Here is a 21,349-nt window from a genome sequence, read left to right on the forward strand (position 1 = left end):
CAAGCCCGCGTTCGCGCGGGCTTTGCTGTAGGGTAGTGGCTATGCCGATTAATGCTCAGATTCTTGACAATCCAAAGTCCGACCGTGTGCGCCGCGTCGCAGAGTTAACCAACCGCAAAGCGCGCGAACGTTCCGGACGTTTCCTGATCGAAGGCCCGCAATCGGTGCGCGAAGCCGTAATGTGGCATCCGGAAATTGTCAGTGATCTGTATGTCGAAGCTGTTGAAGGGGAGCGCGGTCCGCGAATCGACAGCGAGACACTGCGTCAGATCGTCGAAAGTGCTCAGCATAACGGCAAGGGGCACGCACAGGCCAAAATCTATGTGCATCCGGCAAGCCGTGAAGTGATGCATCGTATCAGCCCTGACTGCCAAGGTATTGCCGCAGTCGGTAACGCTGAAGCCATGCAGTCAGACGCGCACAATCTTCACTTCGAACACAAGCCGTTCATCGCCGCGTTCTGGCAGGTGCGCGACCCAGGCAATGCTGGCACCGTGATCCGCGCAGCCGATGCTGCAGGCTGTGATGCAGTCGTGTTCATAGACGACTGTGTTGACACGCTCAACCCCAAAGTAATTCGCTCTACCGCCGGCTCACTATTCCATATTCCTGTAGTGCGCATGGGCACTGATGAATTCTTCACCTGGTCGGCTGAGCACAGCATTACTACCATTGCAGCTGACGTATACGGTGTCGATCAGTATGCTCCCGTAGAGTTGCCTGAACTATTGGAATCACAGCGCGACATGCTTCACGATGCCAAAGCCGTTATTTTCGGCAACGAGGCTCGCGGCCTTGAGGCGGAATTATTACGCCACGTTGACCATATTGTGCGCATTCCGCTGTATGGAAAAGCCGAGTCGCTTAACCTAGCTACTAGTGCCGCGATCATGCTGATGAGCATGGCTATGTCGAGCCATATAGGAACAATGTGAACTCGGTAAAACGCTGGGATTCCATGATTTTTGGCGCGTGAAAACAACCTAGAAAACAACCTAGTGAACAAGGATGAAAGGGTTCTCGTGGCAGACAATGCTCTCTTCGATGCCCAAGCGGTAACCGACGCGGTTGCCGAGGGCATCAGCAAGATTCAGAACGCCTCCAGCTTGGAGGAACTTAAAGCCATTAAGGCACAGTATGCCGGAGCCGAGTCAGCGATGACCAAGGCCAGCAAGGCAATCGGTTCGCTGCCTGCTGATCAGAAGAAGGAAGCCGGCAAGCTCATGGGCAAGCTGCGCGCCGACTTCGGCCGTGCGTTCGGCCCGAAGGAAGCCGAGCTTAAGGAAGCTGCTGAGCAGGCTGCGCTCGCTGCTGAGACTGTGGATATGACCCTGCCGGTCAACCGCAAGCCGCTGGGCGCTCGCCACCCGATTTCGCGCGTGATTGAAGATATTGAAGACTTCTTCACCTCGATGGGCTGGCAGATTTCTGCAGGCCCCGAGGTGGAAACTGAGTGGTTTAACTTTGACGCATTGAACTTTGGTCCGGATCATCCTGCTCGCCAGATGCAGGACACGTTCTATGTCAAGGGCAACCAGGCTCGTGATGCTGCTGGCTTCGTGGGCTCCAACATGGTGGTGCGTACGCAGACTTCGTCCGATCAGGTGCGCGCTCTGATCGAACGCGGTGTGCCGCTGTACATTGCCTCCCCGGGTCGCGTGTTCCGTACCGACGAGCTTGACGCTACGCACACTCCGGTGTTCCACCAGATCGAAGGTCTCGCGGTTGACAAGCACTTGACGATGGCCAACCTCAAGGGTGTACTCGACAAGCTGGCTGTTGCCATGTTCGGCCCGGAAGCTAAGACCCGCTTGCGCCCGAGCTACTTCCCGTTCACTGAGCCGAGCGCTGAGCTTGACCTGTGGTTCCCGGATAAGAAGGGTGGCGCTGGCTGGCTCGAATGGGGTGGCTGCGGCATGGTTAACCCGAACGTGCTCAAGTCCGCGGGCATTGACCCGAACGTGTACACCGGTTTCGCATTCGGCATGGGTATTGAACGTACCCTGCTGCTGCGCCACGACATTAACGACATGCACGACCTGGTTGAAGGCGACGTGCGATTCAGCGAACAGTTTGTGATGGGGGAGTGATTGACCCATGCCTATGGTTGATATTGATTGGCTCAAGGAACACGTGTCTGTTCCCGAGGACCTGACCTACGAGCAGCTGGCCAAGGACCTCGTCAAGGTCGGTCTTGAAGAGGAAGAAATCCACGCCTCTCAGGTCACTGGCCCGATCGTCGTCGGCTACGTGGTTGACGCAACTCCTGAACCGCAGAAGAACGGCAAGATCATCAACTGGTGCCATGTTGATGTTGGCCCAGCCTACAACGCGGTCGATGAGAACGGCGTGAAGGTGCCGCGCGGCATTATTTGCGGCGCACCCAACATGAAGGCTGGCGAGAAGGTCGTCGTGACGCTGCCGGGTGCCGTGCTGCCGGGCAATTTCAAGATTGAACCGCGCAAGACTTACGGTCATATTTCTGACGGTATGTGCGCCTCTGAGCGCGAACTGGGCTTGGGTGATAACCACGACGGTATCATCCTGCTGCGCAATTATGGCTTCACTCCCGAAGAGTACAAGGCTTTGAAGCCGGGCGATGACGCGATGCACCTGCTGCACCTCGATCAGCCGCTGCTGGAGATCAACATCACTCCAGACCGTGGTTACGCATTCTCCTACCGTGGCGTGGCTCGCGAATACCACCACTCCACTGGCGCTGAATACGTTGATCCAGTGACCGAGCTGAACAAGCGTCTGCCGCAGCCCGTTACCGAGCCGGGTGTGCACGGTGACATTGAAGTGGCGATTGAAGATAACAATCCGATTCACGGTGTGGTCGGCTGCGATCGCTATGTGGCTCGTGCGGTACACGGTTTTGATCCGAACGCGCACACGCCAAACTGGATGCGTCGCCGTCTGATCCGCGCTGGCATGCGTTCCATTTCGCTGGCCGTAGACGTGACCAACTACGTGATGCTTGATCTCGGTCAGCCGATGCACGCGTACGATCTCGACAAGCTCGAGGGCCCGATTGTTGTGCGCCGCGCCAACCAGGGTGAAAAGCTCACCACGCTCGATGGTAAGGAGCATGAGCTCAGCCCCGAGGATCTGCTGATTACCGATTCGCCGAACGGCCAGCGTGCTTCTCGTATTCTTGGCCTTGCCGGTGTGATGGGCGGCCTGTACGGTGAGGTGACTGCCGAAACGAAGAACATCCTGCTGGAAGCTGCACACTTCGATCAGGTGTCTATCGCGCGTTCTGCTCGCCGTCACAAGATCCCCTCCGAGGCGTCTCGTCGTTTCGAACGCGGTGTTGACTCGCAGCTGCAGCCGGCCGCAGCCCAGATGGCTTGCGAACTGCTGATGAAGTACGGTAACGGTGATCCGTCTGAGCATCCGACTGATGTGAACAACACGGTTCGTCGCCGTCCGATTCAGTTCAAGGCTAGCGAAGTCGCTCGCGTGGCTGGTCTTGATGTCGATATCAACCGTATCGGTGACATTCTTACCGATGTTGGCTGCCGCGTTGCCGGTGGCGGCAATGGTGAGTTCTCGGTGTCGGCACCAAGCTGGCGCCCGGACCTGAATGAACCGTGCGATCTGGTTGAAGAAGTAGCCCGCCTGGTTGGCTACGATGAGATTCCGGTTATCGTGCCTCCAGCCCCGGTTGAGGGTGCTGTCGGTTTGACTGTAAACCAGCAGCGTCAGCGTTGGGTGGCGAACACGCTTGCCGAGTATGGCATGATCGAATCGCTCAGCTACCCGTTTGTTGGCGACGACGACTTCAAGGCGTTCTCCTACAACCCGGATGAGATCAAGCCGGTGAGCGTTGAGATTGCAAACCCGCTGGCAGGCGACCGCCCGTACCTGCGCCGCGATGTGTTGCCGACACTGGCAACCACTGTGCAGCGCAACCTGCGCCGTGGTATCGAAAACGTGCACCTGTACGAGATCGGCCACGTGTACTTGTGGGATCCGAATGCGCCGGCTATCCCAGCTCTGCCTGGTGGCGTGCGCCCGAGCAATGAACAGCTGAAGGCGCTTGACGCAGGTCTGCCGGATCAGCCGCTGCATGTTGCTGGTCTGTTCACTGGCCTGGCAGTCGACTCTGGTTGGCTGGGCGAACATCGTGCAGTCGATTGGACTGACGCTGTTGAAGCAGTGCGTCGTATTGGCGAGCGTATTGGTGCTGATCTCGAACTCGACCAGCCTGCTGCCGATCAGGTGCCTGCACAGTGGCATCCTGGCCGTGCTGCCAAGGTAGTGTCCGCTGGCCGCGTTGTGGGCATGGTTGGCGAGCTGCATCCGCATGTTGATGAAGCGCTCGGCTTGCCGCAGCATTCCGCTGCGTTCGAGCTGAACCTGACGGATCTGTTCGCCACCCTTGAGGGCAAGCCGGTACAGGCTAAGCCAATCTCCACGTTCCCGCCGGTCAAGCAGGATCTGGCCTTCACGGTGCCCGATACTGTTACCGCAGCCCAGTTGGAACGCGTGATTGAAGAAGCCGCAGGCGACAATCTGGAATCCATTTCGCTATTCGACGTCTTCACCGGCGATCAGATTGGCGAACACATGAAGTCGCTGGCTTTCGCGGTCACCTTCCGTGCGCCTGACAAGACGCTGACCGCAGATGACAGTGAAGCAATTCGCGCCGCGATCGTTGCTAAGGCTGCTGAAATCGGTGCGCAGCTGCGCGCCTGACAAGTAGTCGAAACACGAGTCGAATCTGACAGCAGTGCAGACGACGCAAACTAAGGAGTGAGTGCCCATGACCGAGCCGTATCAGCAGCCAAGCAATCCCGATGGCAATTCCAGCGGGAACGCGAGTCCTGAAACGGCTCAACCAGTGGGCACTTCGCCGTCTGCACCGTCTGCACCGTCTGCACCGTCTGCACAGGCGCCGTCAGCACCATCGGCGTCTTCGACTCCCTCCACGCCGGCAACGTCCGCTGCTTCTTCAACGTCTCAATCTGCGCAGTACGCTGTTCCCGAGCCACAGTATGGGCAGCGTGTTCAACCGGAATATGGCGCGTTAGCTAGCCAATTCCCGGCAAACTATAATCCTTATGTTTATGGGGGAGCGCCAGCTCAAGAAGCCACTGCCTCATCTGCGCAGGGTTCGCCACAAGGGCCAGTGACTACGCCGATGCCAGGATATGCAGGGTCTGATGGACGTGATCCATACCCATACCCGTATTATGGTTCGCCGCAAGGCGCAGGTTCGGGCCATCCGCTTCCTGGAGATGCGGATTATGTGCCGAACTATTATCACGGCATTGATCTCAACGATCCGCGGCAAAACCCCATGTATGGGCGTTGGGACGCATACGCCATTATTTCTTTCATTGTTTCGCTCTTCTTTGCGATGCCAGTATTGCCAGCGGTAATGGGCATCATTGCAATTTGGCGTACACGCAAATTCCATACCAAGGGGTTTGCTTTGGCAGTTGCCGCGATCATTATCAATGTGCTCATGACCATTGGTATGGCTTGGCTGGCATTGAATGGATATAGCATCGATGATGTGTATGCGCAGATGTTGAACATGATGGGATATGGTTCATCTTCTGATCAGGATGTGATATCAGCAATGGCTGAGTAGTTGCATAGAGAAATGCAAATTTGTGGGATGCGTGTATGCGTGTCACTGTGATCGTTCACGGCGACACGCATTTTGCATATTATGCAATGTACTGCATAACGTGTATACTCGCTCGTGTTCGTTCGTGATGAAAAGAGCATGATATGGCGAGATACACAGTAGCGGTGGCAGGTGCCACCGGATATGCGGGAGGGGAGGCATTGCGCATCCTCGCCGCCCATCCTGACTTTGAAGTGACCTGCGTGGCTGGCCACTCTTCAGTGGGGCAAAAGCTCGGTGCACATATGCCGCATATTCCTCAGCTCGCAAACCTGACCGTTGAAGACACCACGCCTGAAGCATTGAACGGTCATGACGTGATCATTCTGGCATTGCCTCACGGCGCATCTGGCGCACTCGCTGCCAAACTCGATCCTCAAGCTGTTGTGGTAGACCTTGGTGCTGATCACCGTCTTGAAGAACAAAGCGCGTGGGATGCCTTCTACGGTGGTGACTTCTACGAGCATTGGACGTACGGTATGCCCGAGCTTATCGTTGGCAAAGACAGCGATGGCGACTATGTGCGTCAACGTGAAGCATTGCGTGGAGTCAAGCGCATCGCCGGCCCAGGCTGCAACGTTACTGCCACTACGCTGGCTCTCCAGCCCGGTATCGCTGAGGGACTTGTTGAACCGCAGGATATTGTTGCTGACCTAGTCGTTGGCTATTCGGGCGCTGGAAAGAACCTCAAGCGTACGAACCTGCTCGCAGCCGAAGCGATGGGTTCCGCCTTACCGTACTCTGTAGGCGGCACGCATCGTCATATTCCTGAGATTTTGCAGAACTTCGCTCATGCTGCTGGCTTACAGGCAGCTGACGCTAACCAGTTCACTATGTCGTTCACTCCGATCCTTGCCCCCATGTCGCGTGGTATTCTCGCCACCGTGTCCGCCAAACTCACTGACAAGGGCTTGGCACTGAGCGACGAGGAGATCCGCGCCGTATGGGCCAAGGCTTACGAAGGCCAAGACTTTATGGTGCTGCTGCCTGAAGGCACGCTGCCAGCTACCGGTAATATCATCGGTTCAAACGCAGCTCACTTGCAGGTAGTGGTGGACCGTCATTCCGGCAGGCTGCTAGCGTTTGCTGCCATCGACAACCTCAACCGAGGTACCGCCGGTCAGGCCGTACAGTCATTGAACGTTGCACTGGGACTTCCCGAAGATAAGGGACTGACGAAGATTGGAGTTGCACCGTGAGCGTTACATTCGCTAAAGGTTTTTCTGCAGCTGGAGTGAGCGCGGGCATTTCGTCCGTAGAAGGTAAAAAAGATCTCGCACTGGTCGTAAACAATGGTCCGCTTGACGCAGCGGCAGGCGTATTTACACCGAATCGTTTCTGTGCAGCCCCTGTACAGTGGAGCCGCAAAGCAGTTGCAGACGGCCATATTACAGCGGTAATCCTTAACTCTGGTGGTGCCAACGCATGCACTGGCCAAGCTGGTTATGAGCAGTCGAAGACTACTGCTGAAACAGTCGCTGGTCTGGTAGGCGCTGATACAAACAATGTTGCGGTCTGCTCTACTGGTCTAATCGGCGAGCTCTTGCCACTCGATCACGTGCTCGCGGGCGCGAAGAGCGCGTATGAAGCATTGTCTGATAGCGAGCAGGCTGGTGAAGATGCATCCCATGCGATTATGACCACCGATACAAAGCCGAAGACTGTTGCTCTTGAAGGAACCGGCTACCGCATCGGCGGCATGGTCAAAGGTTCAGGCATGATCGCTCCGCAGCTCGCCACGATGCTGTGCGTTATTACCACTGACGCTGTAGTAACCGCTGGCCAGATGCAGGCAGCACTTGCCGCCGGCACTGAAATGTCATTCAACCGTATTGACGTGGACGGTTGCATGTCCACGAACGATACGGTACTGCTGCTCGCTTCGGGTGCTTCAGGCGTAGAGCCTGATCCGGATGAATTCAACGCGTTGGTTGCCAAGGCTTGTGCTTCGCTTGCTCGCCAGATTATCGGTGATGGTGAAGGTGCTAGCCATGATGTGCGTATCACGGTTACCGGTGCTACCAGCGAGGATGCAGCTTTGGCTTGTGCTCGCGCCGTTGCCGCATCCAACCTGCTCAAATGCGCAATTGCTGGTAACGATCCAAACTGGGGTCGTATCGTTTCTTCACTCGGCACTGTGCCAGTTGACGTTGCTCCCTATGATTCCAACAAGGTTACTGTCGACGTGAACGGCGTGCGTATTTGCGAAAACGGTGGCGCAGGCCGCGACCGTTCCGAAGTAGACATGACACCGCGCGAAGTGCATATTGACATTGATCTCAACGCGGGAGATGCTCAAGCAACCGTTTGGACTGACGATCTGACGCACGAATACGTGCATATTAACGCCGATTACGAAAGCTGATAGGTTGCGTTCTGATGTTCAGTGTCTATCGATCGACACGCTCCGGGCCGCTCGGCCAAGGCTCGCAGTCGGGCAATAGACACTGAACATCAGAACGCACGTGCTATACGGCCAAAACCAGAAAGAAGATAATGGCTACTGATTTGAAGGGACCAGGGTTCCATTTCGACGTGCATACGGATTTGCGCGCCGACCAGAAAGCCGAAGTACTGATCGAAGCACTGCCATGGCTGGAAGAGTTTGCTGGCCAGCGTATTGTCGTCAAATATGGCGGCAATGCGATGGTAGACGAGCACCTCAAGCGCTGTTTTGCTGAAGACATGGTGTTTCTACGCCAGGTCGGTTTACATCCTGTTGTTGTGCACGGTGGTGGCCCGCAGATTTCGCACATGCTCAAAGCACTGGGCATTAAATCCGAATTCAAAGGTGGCTTACGCGTCACTACGCCTGAAGCAATGGACGTGGTACGCATGGTACTTACCGGCAAAGTTTCACGCGAACTGGTTGGCCTCATCAACGCGCATGGTCCTTTCGCAGTAGGCCTTTCCGGCGAAGACGGTGCACTATTCTCCGCAATGCAGCGCAAACCAATTATTGATGGCAAGCCCACTGATATTGGTTTGGTTGGCGATGTGGTGAGCGTTGATGCTTCCGCAGTGGAAGACCTTATCAGCGCTGGGCGTATTCCTGTCGTTTCTTCCGTGGCGCCTGATGAGGATGACGCTACCGAAGTGCTTAACGTGAACGCTGATTCCGCTGCTGCAGCACTGGCGGCAGCGCTTGGCGCTCGCAAGCTCATCATCCTCACGGATGTTGATGGTTTGTACGCAGATTGGCCGGATAAGAATTCGCTCATCGGCCGTATTGGTGTTGAAAATCTGCGTGACATGCTACCGGACCTCGAATCCGGTATGCGCCCCAAGATGGAAGCATGCGTACGTGCACTCGACGGTGGCGTGCCACAAGCACACATTATCGATGGCCGTAAGCCACACTCCATTTTGAATGAGATTTTCACTACTGCTGGTATTGGCACCATGGTCGTACCGGAAGACGGCATTGAAATGAGGAGCTCCTATGTCTACTGAGACAACCCCTGAAACGTTAGGTCCCCAAGACGCCCAATGGTTGGGATCATATTCCAAAGTTCACATGAACGTGTTCGGTACGCCACTGCGTGTACTCGACCACGGTCACGGTGCGCACGTGTGGGATGTTGATGGCAACGAATACCTCGACTTCCTTGCCGGTATTGCCGTTAATTCGCTTGGTTACGCTCATCCCAAGTGGGTGAAGGCTGTGAGCGAGCAGGCTGCAAAATGTGCACACGTAAGCAACTATTTTGCTACCGAGCCGCAGATCGAACTCGCTGCCAAGCTCATTAAGCTGGCTGGTGCGCCTGAAGGATCGCACGTCTACTTTGGCAACTCTGGTGCTGAAGGCAACGAGGCAGCGATCAAGCTTGCTAAACTCTACGGTCGCACGCTGCCAGGCGCTAGCCCCAGCATTGGAGGCAAACCTGCGCGTATTATCGCGATGACCCACGGTTTCCACGGCCGTACGCTTGGCGCACTCTCTGCTACGTGGAAGCCGGCAATCCGCTTGCCGTACGAGCCGCTGGTGCCGAACATCGAATTCGTCGAAGCGGGCGATCAGCTCGCTTTATATGAGGCATTCTCTCAGACCGGTCAAGGCCGTTATGGTAAGGGGCCAGTTGCTGCGGTAATCCTCGAACTGATTCAAGGTGAGGCTGGCGTTCGTCCGCTTGGCGCAGAGTACGTGAAAAAAGTGCGTCAAATGTGCGACATTAACCATGCGCTGCTCATCATCGACGAAGTGCAAACCGGTGTTGGCCGTACCGGTGAATGGTTCGCCTTCCAGCGCGAAGATCTCTCTGGTGGCGTCAAGCCAGACATGATCACTTTCGCGAAGGGTGTCGCTGGTGGCTTCCCAATGGGCGGCATGATTGCCTTCGGCGAGAAGCTTTCCGCCCTGTTCACACCGGGTTCTCACGGTTCTACGTTCGCAGGCAATCCGCTTGGCGCTGCTGCAGCGCTCGCTACTTTGGACGTTATCGAAAGTGAAAACCTCGTAGCTAATGCAGAAGAGCGTGGACGTCAGCTGCGTGAAGGCATCATGGCTACTGGCAACCCGCTGTTCGTTTCCGTGCGCGGTCGCGGTCTGCTTGACGCTGTTGAACTCGCTCACCCATGCTCGCATGCGGTAATGAACTGGGCTCTCGAACACGGCCTGATCGTTAACGCTGTCGCCCCTGACGCATTGCGTCTCGCTCCACCGCTGATCGTCACCGAACAGGATGTCGATCAGGCAGTGTCTATTCTTGCCAAGGTCCCCGCAGACCTGCCCAACGACTGATCCGAACCTGCGCAAGCTGGTGCGCTCGCACACGCCAGCTTGCGCCACAAACGCTTAAAGGAGCCATCAATGACCGGTCAACTTCGTCACATGCTGCGCGACGACGACATCAACCACGAGGAACAGAAGCAGATCCTCGAACTCGGTATGAAATTTAGCGAGAACCGCTTCTACCATCAGCCATTTGCTGGCCCACAGGCAGTTGCCGTACTGTTTGACAAGCCGAGCACCCGCACTCGTTCCAGCTTCTCTATTGGTGTTGCTGAACTCGGCGGATACCCGCTGGTCATTGACAAGTCCAGCTCCCAGCTGGGCCGTGGTGAGCCGGTGGCTGACACGGCACGCGTACTCACCCGCATGGCTTACGGTATTGTGTGGCGTACATTCGGCCAGGATCGCGTTGAAGAAATGGCTAAATACGCTACCTGCCCAGTGGTAAACGCGCTGACCGACGATTTCCATCCGTGCCAAGTGCTTGCAGACTTCCTCACCATTGCGCAGCATCGCGGGGGAGTAGATGCACTGGCTGGCAAGACCATCGCATACGTGGGCGATGCGGCCAACAATATGGCCAACTCGTATCTGCTGGCTGGTGCTGTCGCAGGCATGAATGTGCGTGTTGCTGGCCCGTTTGGTTACCTGCCTCGCCCCGATATCGTGGCTGACGCGGAACGTATTGCTGCGGAAAATGGTGGATCTATTCTCGTCACCACTGATCCGCGTGAAGCAGTAAAAGACGCAGACTGTGTGTTCACTGATACGTGGGTGTCTATGGGTGAGGAAGCGGAATATGCGATTCGTTCTAAGCCATTCTGGGATTACCAGGTGAACGCTGAGCTGATGGCACTCGTTAAGCCGGATGCACTGTTCCAGCACTGCCTGCCTGCGTATCGTGGCAAAGAGGTTACCGCTGAGGTAATCGATGGTCCGCAATCCGTGGTGTGGGATGAGGCTGAGAATCGTTTGCACGCACAGAAGGCACTGCTTACTTGGCTGATCGGCCAGCAGCGCGGCGATGAAAGCCTACTCGCATAAAACCTATCGCATATTCATATAGGTGATGTGAATCGGCTCCTCCACACACTGGGGGAGCCTAACGGCTTCGATAAGTGGAGGGAGGTGCTCGAAGCCATATGAGTGATTCCAATTCGCCGTTGCGACGGCCGGCGACGCGCGCCGCACGGTTGAGTGTTATCGAAGAGATGCTACTTAACCACATCATCACTTCGCAGTCGCAACTTTCTGGCTTGCTTTCTGACGAGGGGATTGATGTTACGCAGGCGACGCTAAGTCGTGATCTTGATGAGATTCACGCCATGAAAACGCGCCTTGCCGATGGCACGATCGCCTACACGGTCGGAGATCATCCGCGACATGAGAGCAGTGAAACTGGGATTGGTGCTCGGACTGAACAACAAATGTCGCGTGTACTCTCCGGACTCGTCACATCGGTTGCAGCAGCCAAAAATCTCATTGTTGTGCATACGCCATCAGGAGCTGCACAGTATGTGGCCAGTGTTATCGACAAACAGCCGATTGACGGTGTACTTGGCACTATTGCTGGCGATGACACGGTTATGGTGATTTGCTCTGATGATGATGTGGCCGTAGCTCGTTCGCACTGGCTACTGTCTATCGCATCCAAGAACTAGTGAATACACGTGCAATATGCACGAATGTTGGGGCGGCATTTGCCCAGGTAGGGTGCAACACCATCCGGCATATGAACGCGCGACGCACCGAGAGTTGCATAAATATACACACCTTTGCATATAATCGCCATCAATGGCATACATGATCGCATGAACGCATGAAAGGGCAATCATGACCGATAACAAGCGCATCGTACTCGCATACTCCGGAGGTCTTGATACCTCCGTGGCTATCCCATACCTCAAGGATCGTACCGGCAAGGATGTTGTCGCCGTCTCCCTCGACGTTGGTCAGGGTGGCGAGAGCCTGGAAACCATTAAGAACCGTGCGCTCGCCTGTGGTGCTGTGGAAGCCTACGTGGTGGATGCTCGCGATGAGTTCGCTGATGAATACTGCATGATGGCTCTCAAGGCTAACGCCATGTATGAAGGCGTGTACCCGCTGGTTTCTGCTATTTCCCGCCCGCTGATCTCCAAGCACCTTGTGCGTGCTGCCCACCAGTTTGGTGCTGACACGATCTCCCATGGTTGCACTGGTAAGGGTAACGATCAGGTGCGTTTCGAGGTGTCTATCGCCTCCATCGACCCGACTCTGAAGGCCATCAGCCCGATTCGTGACTTGGCGCTGACTCGTGACGTGGAAATCGCGTTCGCTAAGGAACACAAGCTGCCGATCACCCAGACTGAAAAGAGCCCGTACTCTATCGACCAGAACGTGTGGGGCCGCGCTATCGAAACCGGCTTCCTTGAGGATCCGTGGAACGGCCCGACTAAGGACTGCTACTCCTACACCGATGACCCGGCCTTCCCGCCGGTTGAAGATGAAGTGATCATCGAATTCAAGCAGGGTATCCCGGTCAAGATCGACGGTCGCGATGTCACTCCGCTGCAGGCTATCGAAGAAATGAACCGCCGTGCAGGTGCCCAGGGTATCGGCCGTATTGACCTGATCGAGGATCGTCTGGTTGGTATCAAGTCCCGTGAGCTGTACGAAGCTCCGGGTGCTGTGGCACTTATCGCCGCCCACCAGGAGCTCGAGAACTGCTGCCTCGAGCGCGAGCAGCACCGCATCAAGCGTGACATTGACAAGCGTTGGGCCGAGCTGGTTTACGACGCACAGTGGTTCTCCCCGGCCGTGCGTTCGCTCAACGCATTCATCGAAGAGACTCAGCAGTACGTCTCCGGTGAGATCCGCATGACCCTACATGGTGGTCGCGCAGTCGTCACCGGCCGTCGCTCCGACTCCTCGCTGTACGACTACAAGCTCGCTACCTACGATTCCGGCGACAGCTTCGACTCCAAGTCCTCCAACGGCTTCATCGACATCTACGGTCTGCCGTCTCGCGTGGCCGCCGCCCGCGACGTGCGCTTCGGCAACGGCATCGAAGTGCCAGACAACGCCGTCGAGTGACACTTTCCACGCTGACTAACCGCCGCGCATAATAAAAGGCCTCTTCGCACCACGCGAAGAGGTTTTTTCATACCTACGCAGCTAACTTTTTCGCGTCCGCTTGGGAACAGCGTAAGTTCTCGGATGAGTTCGTTTTCCTGAAAAACAACACTTTGTCTCGTTCGGAGCTAAGCGATGATGAGGGCATTGCCCGCGATGTGCATTACGGCGATGTACTGATCAAGTATGGTTCAGTACTTGATCTCGAAGATGACGATTTGCCAAGGATTGCCGATCCTGCTGCCGTCGAGAAGATGACGAGCGACAGCCTCCGAGACGGCGATATTGTTATTGCGGATACTGCCGAAGACCTTACAGCGGGCAAGTGCTCGGAGCTGCGAAATATAGGTGAGAGCGTGGTTTTCGCTGGGTTGCATACGATGCCCTGCAGACCGGTGAATCAGTATGCGGCTGGCTTCCTAGGACATTATCTAAATTCTTCATCTTTTCACGATCAGCTCATTCCGTTGATGCAAGGCATAAAGGTCATCGCATTGTCGAAAGCAGCAATGGGTGTTGCTGCTTTGATGGTGCCGTCCTTTGCTGAGCAGCAGGCCATCGGCCGGTTCTTCTCGAGCCTCGACTCGCTCATCACCCTTCATCAGCGTAAGTCTCAACGGTAATAATGCTGGCGGAGCCTCGGCCCCCTCGGTGGAGGGGGCTGTCAGCGAAGCTGACTGGGGGAGCGTCACAACACATTAGTATCGCCGATAAAACAGTATCGAGTACCGCGCGAATGCCATTACATCAGCGTAGACAATGCCCTCATCACAATGTCCACATCCTTGTTCTCTAGTTCGCGAATGACATGCAAATACGTGTCCTGCGTTGTATTCATGCTGGCATGGCCCAATCGTTTGGAAACACTAGCGATAGAGACGCCTGCAAACAGCAGCAATGAGGCATGCGTATGCCTAAGCCCGTGAATCGATATCACGGGGACACCGGCTTGTTCGCAATGTTTGGCTAGGATACTGTTTGCTGTCGAGTTGTACACCTTTCCGCCATTCTTTACGAAAATGGGCTCGTTTTCTGGCAGAGCTTTCAACAGCGCTGACAACTGCATGATCAGTTGCCAATCAAGCTGTACCTTGCGCACGGATGAAGCATTTTTGGTCGGCACAAATCCGCCACCGTTCTTGTAATCCCATGTTTTGTTCACGGAAAGCGTTTGATGTATAAAGTCGAAATCGTTAGGCGTTAACCCCAACGCTTCCGAGAACCTCAATCCAGTCTTTGCAATGAGCAGTATCAGCCAGTCCCAACTTGGTTCGGTTCCGAGAGATAGGTCGGCAAGAATTGCATGCAACTCAAATTGGTTGAGATACTTCTGCTTTTTCTGTCGTGGCTGTTTTCCTTTGATGATCACCTTACGGGTTGGATCGCGTTGGATAAATCCTTCGTCAACGGCATCAAGGATGGCTCCTTTCAGCTGATGATGGAAGTCCATGGTTGTTTGGCGTTCGTGAAACTCGGCATAGCCATTGATGAGCTTTTGGTAGCTGACGCGATCAAAATCAGACAATTTGAGATCAGGGATCAGCTTGGCAAGCCATGTCTGAGTGATCTTGTACTTCTTCATCGTCACATCGCGAATTGCGCCCTCTTTGTAGACGCTAACCCATTGTGCGTAATAGTCACAGAAGAGGGTTTCTTGTTGAGTTTCAGCCATATTGAGTCCTTTGCTTAAGTGAATGATCGGCAGAGAAGATGCCAGAATCAGCCAAGCAATCTGTAAAGACTCACTTGTCAGTCACGTCAGTTGCACTTGTCACTTACGCTGATGAAGGGTGATGAGGGAATTCATGCGAACGACAAAAGAGCCTATAAGATGTTGCTCATCAACAGAAGGCGCACGAAACTCAAATGAATTCAGTTCTTCCCGGTTTACCTTCGGCATTCCTGTTCGCATCGATACAGCCGTTGAGTATTCATAAAACGAACGGGTTTGTAGTAACGAAAACAGAAAATTCTGATCAAGATCAAGACCTCGCAGGACATACGCATCCGCACTAGCAAGCCCTTCGCACGGCGCTATAGCATACTTGGCAAGTTGTGGACGTATTTTCGAATAGATAACATCCCCTGCGTGAAAATGATATTTTCCACTGATGAGATCGCTCTCTCTAACTGTTTTAAGTTCTGTAACGAGATTGCCAGTAAATGACTCCATATCACCCGGACCAATATGAAGCAAATCTTCAAATCCTCGAGGATCAACCATGTCGTTTGAAATCGACACAGAAGATTGCCACTTACGCTGTTCCCAAGCGGACGCGATATTAGGTGCTTTTGCCGTATTATTTGTTAAGCACTTGAGTAGAAGGGGTGGAAGCAATGATGATTCCAGAATCTTATGGATTCCGTAACTGTTCCATTGATCAATGAACTTGAACGTAGATTCTATAGGTTAAAAACAAACGATGATTTATCTCACTACCATGACCATGCAGCTTATTGATAATGATCCAGATGGCATTCGCATCTGTCGCGTGGAAGGCGAGTCGTTAGTTACCGTCGTTGTTCCGCGAGATAAGCTTGCAGCAGCTAAGAAACTGCCTGATTTGCCCGATCGTGGCGTGTATTACCTTCTTGACGAAGATCATGGCGTATTAGGGCGGGTGTATGCCGGCCAAACTACTCATGGCCTGCAGCGATTGGATGCACATCGTACTCAGAAACTGTTTTGGAACAAGGCGGTCATGTTCCTCGACAGCGATAACAACATTGATCGTGATGTGTTGGACTCGCTTGAGGCCACGGCTATTGACTATGTGCGTGTGCATGGTTCATATGAAACCGACAATATTGAAACGCCAAGCCCTCGTATGAATCCCTACAAGGAGCAGCGGGTTGAAGAACTTCATGCCAGCATTCTCTTTCGTATGAGAGTACTGGGCTATGATCTTGACCGTAAAGAGAGCGCGCATGTTGTAGCTAGTAGTGCAGTGTTTCACACCAAGAAGAACGGCGTGCATGCTACTGGCCGGTATAACCCTGATACAGGCCGTTTTGTTGTTCTTGCGGATTCCGAGATCGGGCTTGACCGCCCAATCATTAAAAATCAAGGTGCCATTGATGCTCGCATGAAGCTTTTCGCCGGGGAATCTAGCAAAGCAAAACTTGAGGATGACGTTGAGTTCACTAGTCCTTCTGCCGCTGCCGTATTTGTTCTTGGTGGCAGTCAGAACGGTTGGACTGAATGGGTGAATGATTACGGGCAGACTTTGGATTATGTGTATCGTAACAAGGAGCATATGGATGAATAAGCAGCAGTTGGCCGCGAAGATTTGGGAATCCGCCAATAAGATGCGTTCCAAGATTGAAGCCAACGAGTACAAGGATTACATTCTCGGCTTCATCTTCTATAAGTTCCTGTCGGAGACACTGGTGAACCGCTTGTATGCGGATGATTGGACCGAAGAAGACCTTCCGTCACTCATTGAAGAAGATACTGAGACTGTGCAGGACGTTCGTGGCTTGTGCGGTTATTTCATCGCCTATGACAACTTGTTCTCCACTTGGATTGCCAAGGGAGCGGACTTTGAGATCGCTGATGTGCGCACTGCGCTTTCTGCGTTTGAGCGCAACATTAACCCGGCGCATAAGCGTGTGTTTGCCGGTATTTTCGAAACGCTTCAGACCGGCCTGTCGAAACTCGGCACTGATGAGCGCAGTCGTTCCAAAGCTGCCCGCGATCTGATCTACCTCATCAAGGACATTCCGATGGACAGCCGTGAGGGCTATGATGCCCTCGGCTACATCTACGAGTACTTGATCGACAAGTTCGCTTCCAACGCTGGCAAGAAGGCCGGCGAATTCTACACGCCGAGCGAGGTCTCCCAGCTGATGAGCGAGATCATCGCATGGCATCTGCAAGGGCGTGACGAGATCGAGATCTATGATCCCACGTCCGGTTCGGGCTCGCTGCTCATTCACATCGGCCAGGCCGTCGCCCGCCGCAACGGCAATCCAAACGCCATCAAGTACTATGCGCAGGAACTCAAGGAAAACACGTACAACCTCACGCGTATGAACCTAGTGATGCGCGGCATCCTGCCTAGCAACATCTTCGCCCGTAACGGCGATACGCTCAAGGCCGACTGGCCGTGGTTCGACTCCGACGAGACACGCGACGAGACGTATACGCCGCTGTTCGTGGACGCGGTCGTCTCGAACCCGCCGTATTCGCTCAGTTGGGAACCTCCGGCAGCCGGCGAGGACGTCCGTTTCGAATACGGCATCGCGCCTAAATCCAAGGCTGACTATGCGTTCCTGTTGCATGACCTGTACCATCTGCGCGACGACGGCATGATGTGCATCGTCCTTCCGCATGGCGTGCTGTTTCGTGGGGGAGAGGAAGGTATGATCCGCAAGAACCTCGTGGAACACCACCATATTCAGGCCATCATCGGTCTGCCGGCGAACATCTTCTTCGGCACCGGCATCCCCACCATCGTGATGGTGCTGCGCAAGCACCGCGACGACGACCATGTGCTTATCGTGGACGCATCCAAGGGCTTCGCCAAGGACGGCAAGAACAACAAGCTGCGCGCGTGCGACATCCGGCGCATCGTGGACGCGGTGACCGGTTCGCAGACAATCGACAAGTTCAGCCGACTGGTGAGCATCGACGAGATTCGCGCGAACGACTACAACCTCAACATTCCGCGCTACGTGGACTCGTCCGAACCGGCTGAACAGTGGGATGTCTACGCCACGATGTTCGGCGGCGTGCCGGCGCAGGAGATCGATGCGCTGCATAGTTACTGGGACGTGTTCCCGAGCCTCAAGTCGCAGCTGTTCGACATGAAGAACGGTCATAGCGCACATGTGAATGGCGGTTCGGTAAAAGACACGGTGTATGGCAACGCCGAAGTGCGGGAGTACGTCGAGCAGTATCGGCAGCGTTTCGCCGATTACCGTGCGTTCCTGAACGGCGAACTGATCGACGGATACGCCGACGTGGACATCGCCAGCAAGTCGGAGGAACTGGCCGAGGATTTGTTCCGCCGTCTGCATGACGTGCCGTTGGTGGACTCATACGCCGCGTACCAGGTGTTCGTGGACGGCTGGAAGACGATCGCCGACGACTTGGAAACGCTGCACAACGAAGGGTTCGACACGGTGCGCAAGGTCGACGCGAACATGACCGTCAAGAAGAAGGGCGGCAAGGACGTCGAGGTGCAGGACGGCTGGCGCGGCCATATTCTGCCGTTCTCGCTCGTGCAGGAACGTCTGATGACGGCCGATCTGGCCGAAATCGGCGCGCAGGAACGTCGCTTGAATGAGATCGGGCAGGAACTGAACGATCTACTGGAGAATGTGGACGAGGACGACAAGAGCTCGGATGCGATCAACGAGGACGGCGACGCGTTCGTGCCGGCCGAAGTGAAGAAGGCCGCCAAAGCGGTAGGCAAGCATCCTGACACCGACTTCGACCGTACGATCGTGGCCGCGAACCGGCTGATCGACGAGGAGAAGACGGCCAAGAAAACCATCAAGGAACTCAACGCTGCGCTGGATGACAAAACCGCGACGGTAATCGAACACCTGACCGACGAGCAGACAGCCGAACTGTTGAGCGCCAAGTGGATCGAACCGTTGCAGAGCAAGCTTGAAACGCTGCCCACTGCCGTGCTGGATGAGCTCGTGGCGAAGGTCACGGCCTTGGACGAGAAGTATGCGACCACGTATGCCGACGTGTGCGGGCAGATTCGCGAGGCGGAACGAGAGCTCGGCTCGATGCTCGACCAGCTGACCGGCAGCGAGTTCGATATGGCCGGCATTGCCGAACTCAAGTCTCTGCTGGGAGGTGAGTGAGATGGCTGATTCGAACGTACCTTCGATTCGGTTCAAGGGTTTTACTGACCCTTGGGAACAGCGTAAGTTGAGTGAATACCTGACTTTGAGCCGTATTATTGGTCATACTGGTGTGGATGCAAACAAACTGACCGTTAAATTGTGGGGCAAAGGAGTCGTTGCCAAAACGGATTCCTATGGCGGAAGCAGGAATACGCAGTATTACGTTCGCCATGCTGGGCAGTTCATGTATGGCAAGCTTGATTTTCTGCATGCGGCGTTTGGTATCGTGCCTGAGGAATTGGATGGATACGAGTCAACGCTTGATTCTCCTGCTTTTGACATGTCTGGTGTCGACGGTGTTTTCCTGTTGAATAGAGTTACTCAGGAAGATTTCTATCTGGGTAATGGATTGATCGCGAATGGCAGTCGTAAAGCGAAACGTATTCATGAAGATACGTTTCTTGACATGTCATTGACTATGCCGTCGCTCGCCGAGCAGCAAGTCATCGGTCGGTTCTTCTCCCGTCTCGATTCCCTCATCACCCTTCATCAGCGTAAGTATGACAAGCTGGTCGTGCTGAAGAAATCGATGCTCGAACAGATGTTCCCTCAAGAGGGGGAGTCGGTGCCGCGTATTCGTTTCTCCGGTTTTACTGACCCTTGGGAACAGCGTAAGTTGGGTGAGCTGGAGAAAAAGTCGGTGTTACGTATGGGCAGAGGGAATGTGATCTCAGCAAAGGATATGACTGCTGCCCCGGGTTCTTTCCCCGTGTATTCTTCCAGCGCTCTCGATAATGGACAAATGGGATCATACGGGAAATATATGTTTGATCAAGAGCTAGTGACTTGGTCAATTGATGGAGGAGGGGCTGTTTTTTATAGGAAGAAGCACAAGTTTTCAGTTACGAATGTATCTGGATATATTGCGACTGATCCGGACAAGATGAGCTGTGCTTTTCTTGCGCAGTCAATGTCTTTGGCTCATTCATGTATCAATTTTGATTACACGGTTAAAGCTCATCCTTCTGTCATCCGTTCTCTGTACACGTTGGGTATCCCGTCTCTCGCCGAGCAGCAGATCATCGGCCGGTTCTTCTCGCGACTGGATTCGCTCATCACCCTTCATCAGCGTAAGTTGGAATTGCTCCAAAACATCAAGAAATCCTTGCTTGAACAGATGTTCGTCTAGGAATCGGAGGAATCATGGATCGCAAACGCATCATGGAAGAGGCCATCCATTCCGGCGAAATGGAAGGCGCCTACGTCTCCGCCGAGTTCCGTCGTGACGCCGAACAGTACGTCGACGGCGACTTCACCATCGAAGAGCTTATGACCAGAACCAAACGCCGCTGGAAAGTTGATAAGCACGAACCGAAAGCCGCCGCGCATGCCTGACCGGTTCATCGACCCGTATATTGATCAAAGTACGGGCATACTGCGCAATCTGATCGGTGTCGCGACCTACGACGAACTGCAGAACGCCGAAGGCGAATTCGTCGCGCTACGCATGAACGAGTTCTTCACACGACCGGTTCCGCACATGAGCGGATCGCTGGACGATTTCCGCATGCTGCATCGCGTCCTGTTCCAGGACATCTACGACTGGGCTGGTGAGATCCGCACCGTGGAAATACGTAAGAACGTCGAGGGAGCTGAATTTTTCCTGCCATCAACGAATATCGTCATGGGTATCGGCTGGGCGCAGGGAGAATTACGGAAAGACGACATGCTCTCCGGTCTCGATCCGTCTCGGTTCGCTCAGCGGTTGGCCTACCATTACGACAACTACAATTTCATCCATCCGTTCCGAGAAGGCAACGGCCGCGTGCAACGACTGTTCTGGACGCTGTTGTGCCACGATGCCGGCTACGATCTCGACTGGCGTCTCGTCAGCGGTGAAGAAAACGACGAAGCCAGCAGACTCGCGGCGGAAGACCAGAACTACACGATGCTGGAAGCAATGTTCCGGCGCATCGCGTCGCCATGCGATCCCGCCGTTCCGATCAGCAGCGAATCGCTAACCTCAGGTCATCTGCGCACCGACGCGCAATAAGAGA

The 21,349-nt window shown here is 54.6% G+C and carries 18 protein-coding genes and 1 pseudogene; 17 read left to right on the forward strand and 2 right to left on the reverse strand.

Annotated elements, in window-relative coordinates; genetic code table 11:
* The first annotated feature begins 41 nt into the window (after positions 1 to 41).
* The 12 genes and pseudogenes from D2E25_RS05965 to D2E25_RS06020 form a co-directional block, all read left to right on the forward strand.
* The gene (locus tag D2E25_RS05965; protein WP_125980815.1) at positions 42 to 935 is read left to right on the forward strand and encodes a TrmH family RNA methyltransferase; all 894 of its coding nucleotides are present in this window, start codon (positions 42 to 44) and stop codon (positions 933 to 935) included.
* Between the two features lie 87 nt (positions 936 to 1,022).
* Positions 1,023 to 2,090, forward strand: a complete 1,068-nt coding sequence (gene pheS / locus D2E25_RS05970) for a phenylalanine--tRNA ligase subunit alpha (RefSeq protein WP_125980817.1) — start codon at positions 1,023 to 1,025, stop codon at positions 2,088 to 2,090.
* A gap of 7 nt (positions 2,091 to 2,097) precedes the next feature.
* Positions 2,098 to 4,704, forward strand: coding sequence for a phenylalanine--tRNA ligase subunit beta (gene pheT, locus D2E25_RS05975; RefSeq protein WP_125980819.1), 2,607 nt, complete (start codon positions 2,098 to 2,100; stop codon positions 4,702 to 4,704).
* A 67-nt stretch (positions 4,705 to 4,771) separates the two neighbouring features.
* Positions 4,772 to 5,605: a DUF4190 domain-containing protein gene (locus D2E25_RS05980; RefSeq protein WP_241217051.1), complete on the forward strand. Its 834-nt coding sequence runs from the start codon at positions 4,772 to 4,774 to the stop codon at positions 5,603 to 5,605.
* A gap of 143 nt (positions 5,606 to 5,748) precedes the next feature.
* Complete coding sequence (gene argC, locus D2E25_RS05985) at positions 5,749 to 6,843, forward strand: N-acetyl-gamma-glutamyl-phosphate reductase (RefSeq protein ID WP_125980821.1); 1,095 nt, start codon at positions 5,749 to 5,751, stop codon at positions 6,841 to 6,843.
* Positions 6,840 to 8,009: a bifunctional glutamate N-acetyltransferase/amino-acid acetyltransferase ArgJ gene (gene argJ, locus D2E25_RS05990; RefSeq protein ID WP_125980823.1), complete on the forward strand. Its 1,170-nt coding sequence runs from the start codon at positions 6,840 to 6,842 to the stop codon at positions 8,007 to 8,009. The genes argC and argJ overlap by 4 nt, the downstream gene beginning before the upstream one ends.
* A 131-nt stretch (positions 8,010 to 8,140) precedes the next feature.
* Positions 8,141 to 9,097, forward strand: a complete 957-nt coding sequence (gene argB / locus D2E25_RS05995) for an acetylglutamate kinase (RefSeq protein WP_125980825.1) — start codon at positions 8,141 to 8,143, stop codon at positions 9,095 to 9,097.
* Complete coding sequence (locus D2E25_RS06000) at positions 9,087 to 10,385, forward strand: acetylornithine transaminase (RefSeq protein WP_125980827.1); 1,299 nt, start codon at positions 9,087 to 9,089, stop codon at positions 10,383 to 10,385. The genes argB and D2E25_RS06000 overlap by 11 nt, the downstream gene beginning before the upstream one ends.
* A 69-nt stretch (positions 10,386 to 10,454) precedes the next feature.
* Positions 10,455 to 11,420, forward strand: coding sequence for an ornithine carbamoyltransferase (gene argF, locus D2E25_RS06005; protein ID WP_125980829.1), 966 nt, complete (start codon positions 10,455 to 10,457; stop codon positions 11,418 to 11,420).
* A gap of 98 nt (positions 11,421 to 11,518) precedes the next feature.
* A complete protein-coding gene (argR, locus tag D2E25_RS06010) occupies positions 11,519 to 12,037 on the forward strand; it encodes an arginine repressor (RefSeq protein ID WP_125980831.1) in 519 nt (172 codons plus the stop codon).
* A gap of 172 nt (positions 12,038 to 12,209) precedes the next feature.
* Entirely contained in the window at positions 12,210 to 13,448 is a 1,239-nt protein-coding gene (locus D2E25_RS06015) for an argininosuccinate synthase (RefSeq protein ID WP_125980833.1), read from the forward strand.
* Between the two features lie 113 nt (positions 13,449 to 13,561).
* Positions 13,562 to 14,110, forward strand: a pseudogene (locus D2E25_RS06020) (restriction endonuclease subunit S); the annotation flags it as partial.
* 119 nt (positions 14,111 to 14,229) lie between these two features.
* On the opposite strand, the gene D2E25_RS06025 reads toward D2E25_RS06020, so the two are convergent.
* Both D2E25_RS06025 and D2E25_RS06030 read right to left on the reverse strand, forming a co-directional pair.
* Positions 14,230 to 15,159 (reverse strand): site-specific integrase, encoded by a 930-nt coding sequence (locus tag D2E25_RS06025; protein ID WP_125980837.1) that lies wholly within the window; start codon positions 15,157 to 15,159, stop codon positions 14,230 to 14,232.
* Between the two features lie 99 nt (positions 15,160 to 15,258).
* Positions 15,259 to 15,711, reverse strand: coding sequence for a restriction endonuclease subunit S (locus D2E25_RS06030; RefSeq protein ID WP_125980840.1), 453 nt, complete (start codon positions 15,709 to 15,711; stop codon positions 15,259 to 15,261).
* A gap of 199 nt (positions 15,712 to 15,910) precedes the next feature.
* Between D2E25_RS06030 and D2E25_RS06035 the strand changes: the two genes are divergently transcribed.
* The 5 genes from D2E25_RS06035 to D2E25_RS06055 are packed head-to-tail and all read left to right on the forward strand — an operon-like array spanning position 15,911 to position 21,345.
* Positions 15,911 to 16,756: a GIY-YIG nuclease family protein gene (locus D2E25_RS06035; RefSeq protein WP_125980843.1), complete on the forward strand. Its 846-nt coding sequence runs from the start codon at positions 15,911 to 15,913 to the stop codon at positions 16,754 to 16,756.
* Complete coding sequence (locus tag D2E25_RS06040) at positions 16,749 to 19,310, forward strand: type I restriction-modification system subunit M (RefSeq protein WP_125980845.1); 2,562 nt, start codon at positions 16,749 to 16,751, stop codon at positions 19,308 to 19,310. The genes D2E25_RS06035 and D2E25_RS06040 overlap by 8 nt, the downstream gene beginning before the upstream one ends.
* A gap of 1 nt (position 19,311) precedes the next feature.
* Positions 19,312 to 20,481 carry a restriction endonuclease subunit S gene (locus D2E25_RS10475; protein WP_164514743.1) on the forward strand — a complete coding sequence of 390 codons (1,170 nt, stop codon included), beginning with the start codon at positions 19,312 to 19,314 and terminating at the stop codon, positions 20,479 to 20,481.
* 14 nt (positions 20,482 to 20,495) lie between these two features.
* Positions 20,496 to 20,687, forward strand: coding sequence for an antitoxin VbhA family protein (locus D2E25_RS06050; RefSeq protein WP_125980847.1), 192 nt, complete (start codon positions 20,496 to 20,498; stop codon positions 20,685 to 20,687).
* Entirely contained in the window at positions 20,680 to 21,345 is a 666-nt protein-coding gene (locus tag D2E25_RS06055; protein ID WP_125980849.1) for a Fic/DOC family protein, read from the forward strand. The genes D2E25_RS06050 and D2E25_RS06055 overlap by 8 nt, the downstream gene beginning before the upstream one ends.
* Positions 21,346 to 21,349: the final 4 nt, after the last annotated feature.

It is taken from the genome of Bifidobacterium goeldii (assembly GCF_003951095.1).
In the GTDB taxonomy this organism is placed as follows: domain Bacteria; phylum Actinomycetota; class Actinomycetes; order Actinomycetales; family Bifidobacteriaceae; genus Bifidobacterium; species Bifidobacterium goeldii.

Coding starts and splice junctions, on each gene's coding strand:
- D2E25_RS05965 (WP_125980815.1), top strand. CDS start 42: ATGCCGATTAATGCTCAGATTCTTGACAATCCAAAGTCCGACCGTGTG.
- pheT (WP_125980819.1), top strand. CDS start 2,098: ATGCCTATGGTTGATATTGATTGGCTCAAGGAACACGTGTCTGTTCCC.
- D2E25_RS05980 (WP_241217051.1), top strand. CDS start 4,772: ATGACCGAGCCGTATCAGCAGCCAAGCAATCCCGATGGCAATTCCAGC.
- argC (WP_125980821.1), top strand. CDS start 5,749: ATGGCGAGATACACAGTAGCGGTGGCAGGTGCCACCGGATATGCGGGA.
- argB (WP_125980825.1), top strand. CDS start 8,141: ATGGCTACTGATTTGAAGGGACCAGGGTTCCATTTCGACGTGCATACG.
- D2E25_RS06000 (WP_125980827.1), top strand. CDS start 9,087: ATGTCTACTGAGACAACCCCTGAAACGTTAGGTCCCCAAGACGCCCAA.
- argF (WP_125980829.1), top strand. CDS start 10,455: ATGACCGGTCAACTTCGTCACATGCTGCGCGACGACGACATCAACCAC.
- argR (WP_125980831.1), top strand. CDS start 11,519: ATGAGTGATTCCAATTCGCCGTTGCGACGGCCGGCGACGCGCGCCGCA.
- D2E25_RS06015 (WP_125980833.1), top strand. CDS start 12,210: ATGACCGATAACAAGCGCATCGTACTCGCATACTCCGGAGGTCTTGAT.
- D2E25_RS06025 (WP_125980837.1), bottom strand. CDS start 15,159: ATGGCTGAAACTCAACAAGAAACCCTCTTCTGTGACTATTACGCACAA.
- D2E25_RS06030 (WP_125980840.1), bottom strand. CDS start 15,711: ATGGTTGATCCTCGAGGATTTGAAGATTTGCTTCATATTGGTCCGGGT.
- D2E25_RS06035 (WP_125980843.1), top strand. CDS start 15,911: ATGATTTATCTCACTACCATGACCATGCAGCTTATTGATAATGATCCA.
- D2E25_RS06040 (WP_125980845.1), top strand. CDS start 16,749: ATGAATAAGCAGCAGTTGGCCGCGAAGATTTGGGAATCCGCCAATAAG.
- D2E25_RS10475 (WP_164514743.1), top strand. CDS start 19,312: ATGGCTGATTCGAACGTACCTTCGATTCGGTTCAAGGGTTTTACTGAC.
- D2E25_RS06050 (WP_125980847.1), top strand. CDS start 20,496: ATGGATCGCAAACGCATCATGGAAGAGGCCATCCATTCCGGCGAAATG.
- D2E25_RS06055 (WP_125980849.1), top strand. CDS start 20,680: ATGCCTGACCGGTTCATCGACCCGTATATTGATCAAAGTACGGGCATA.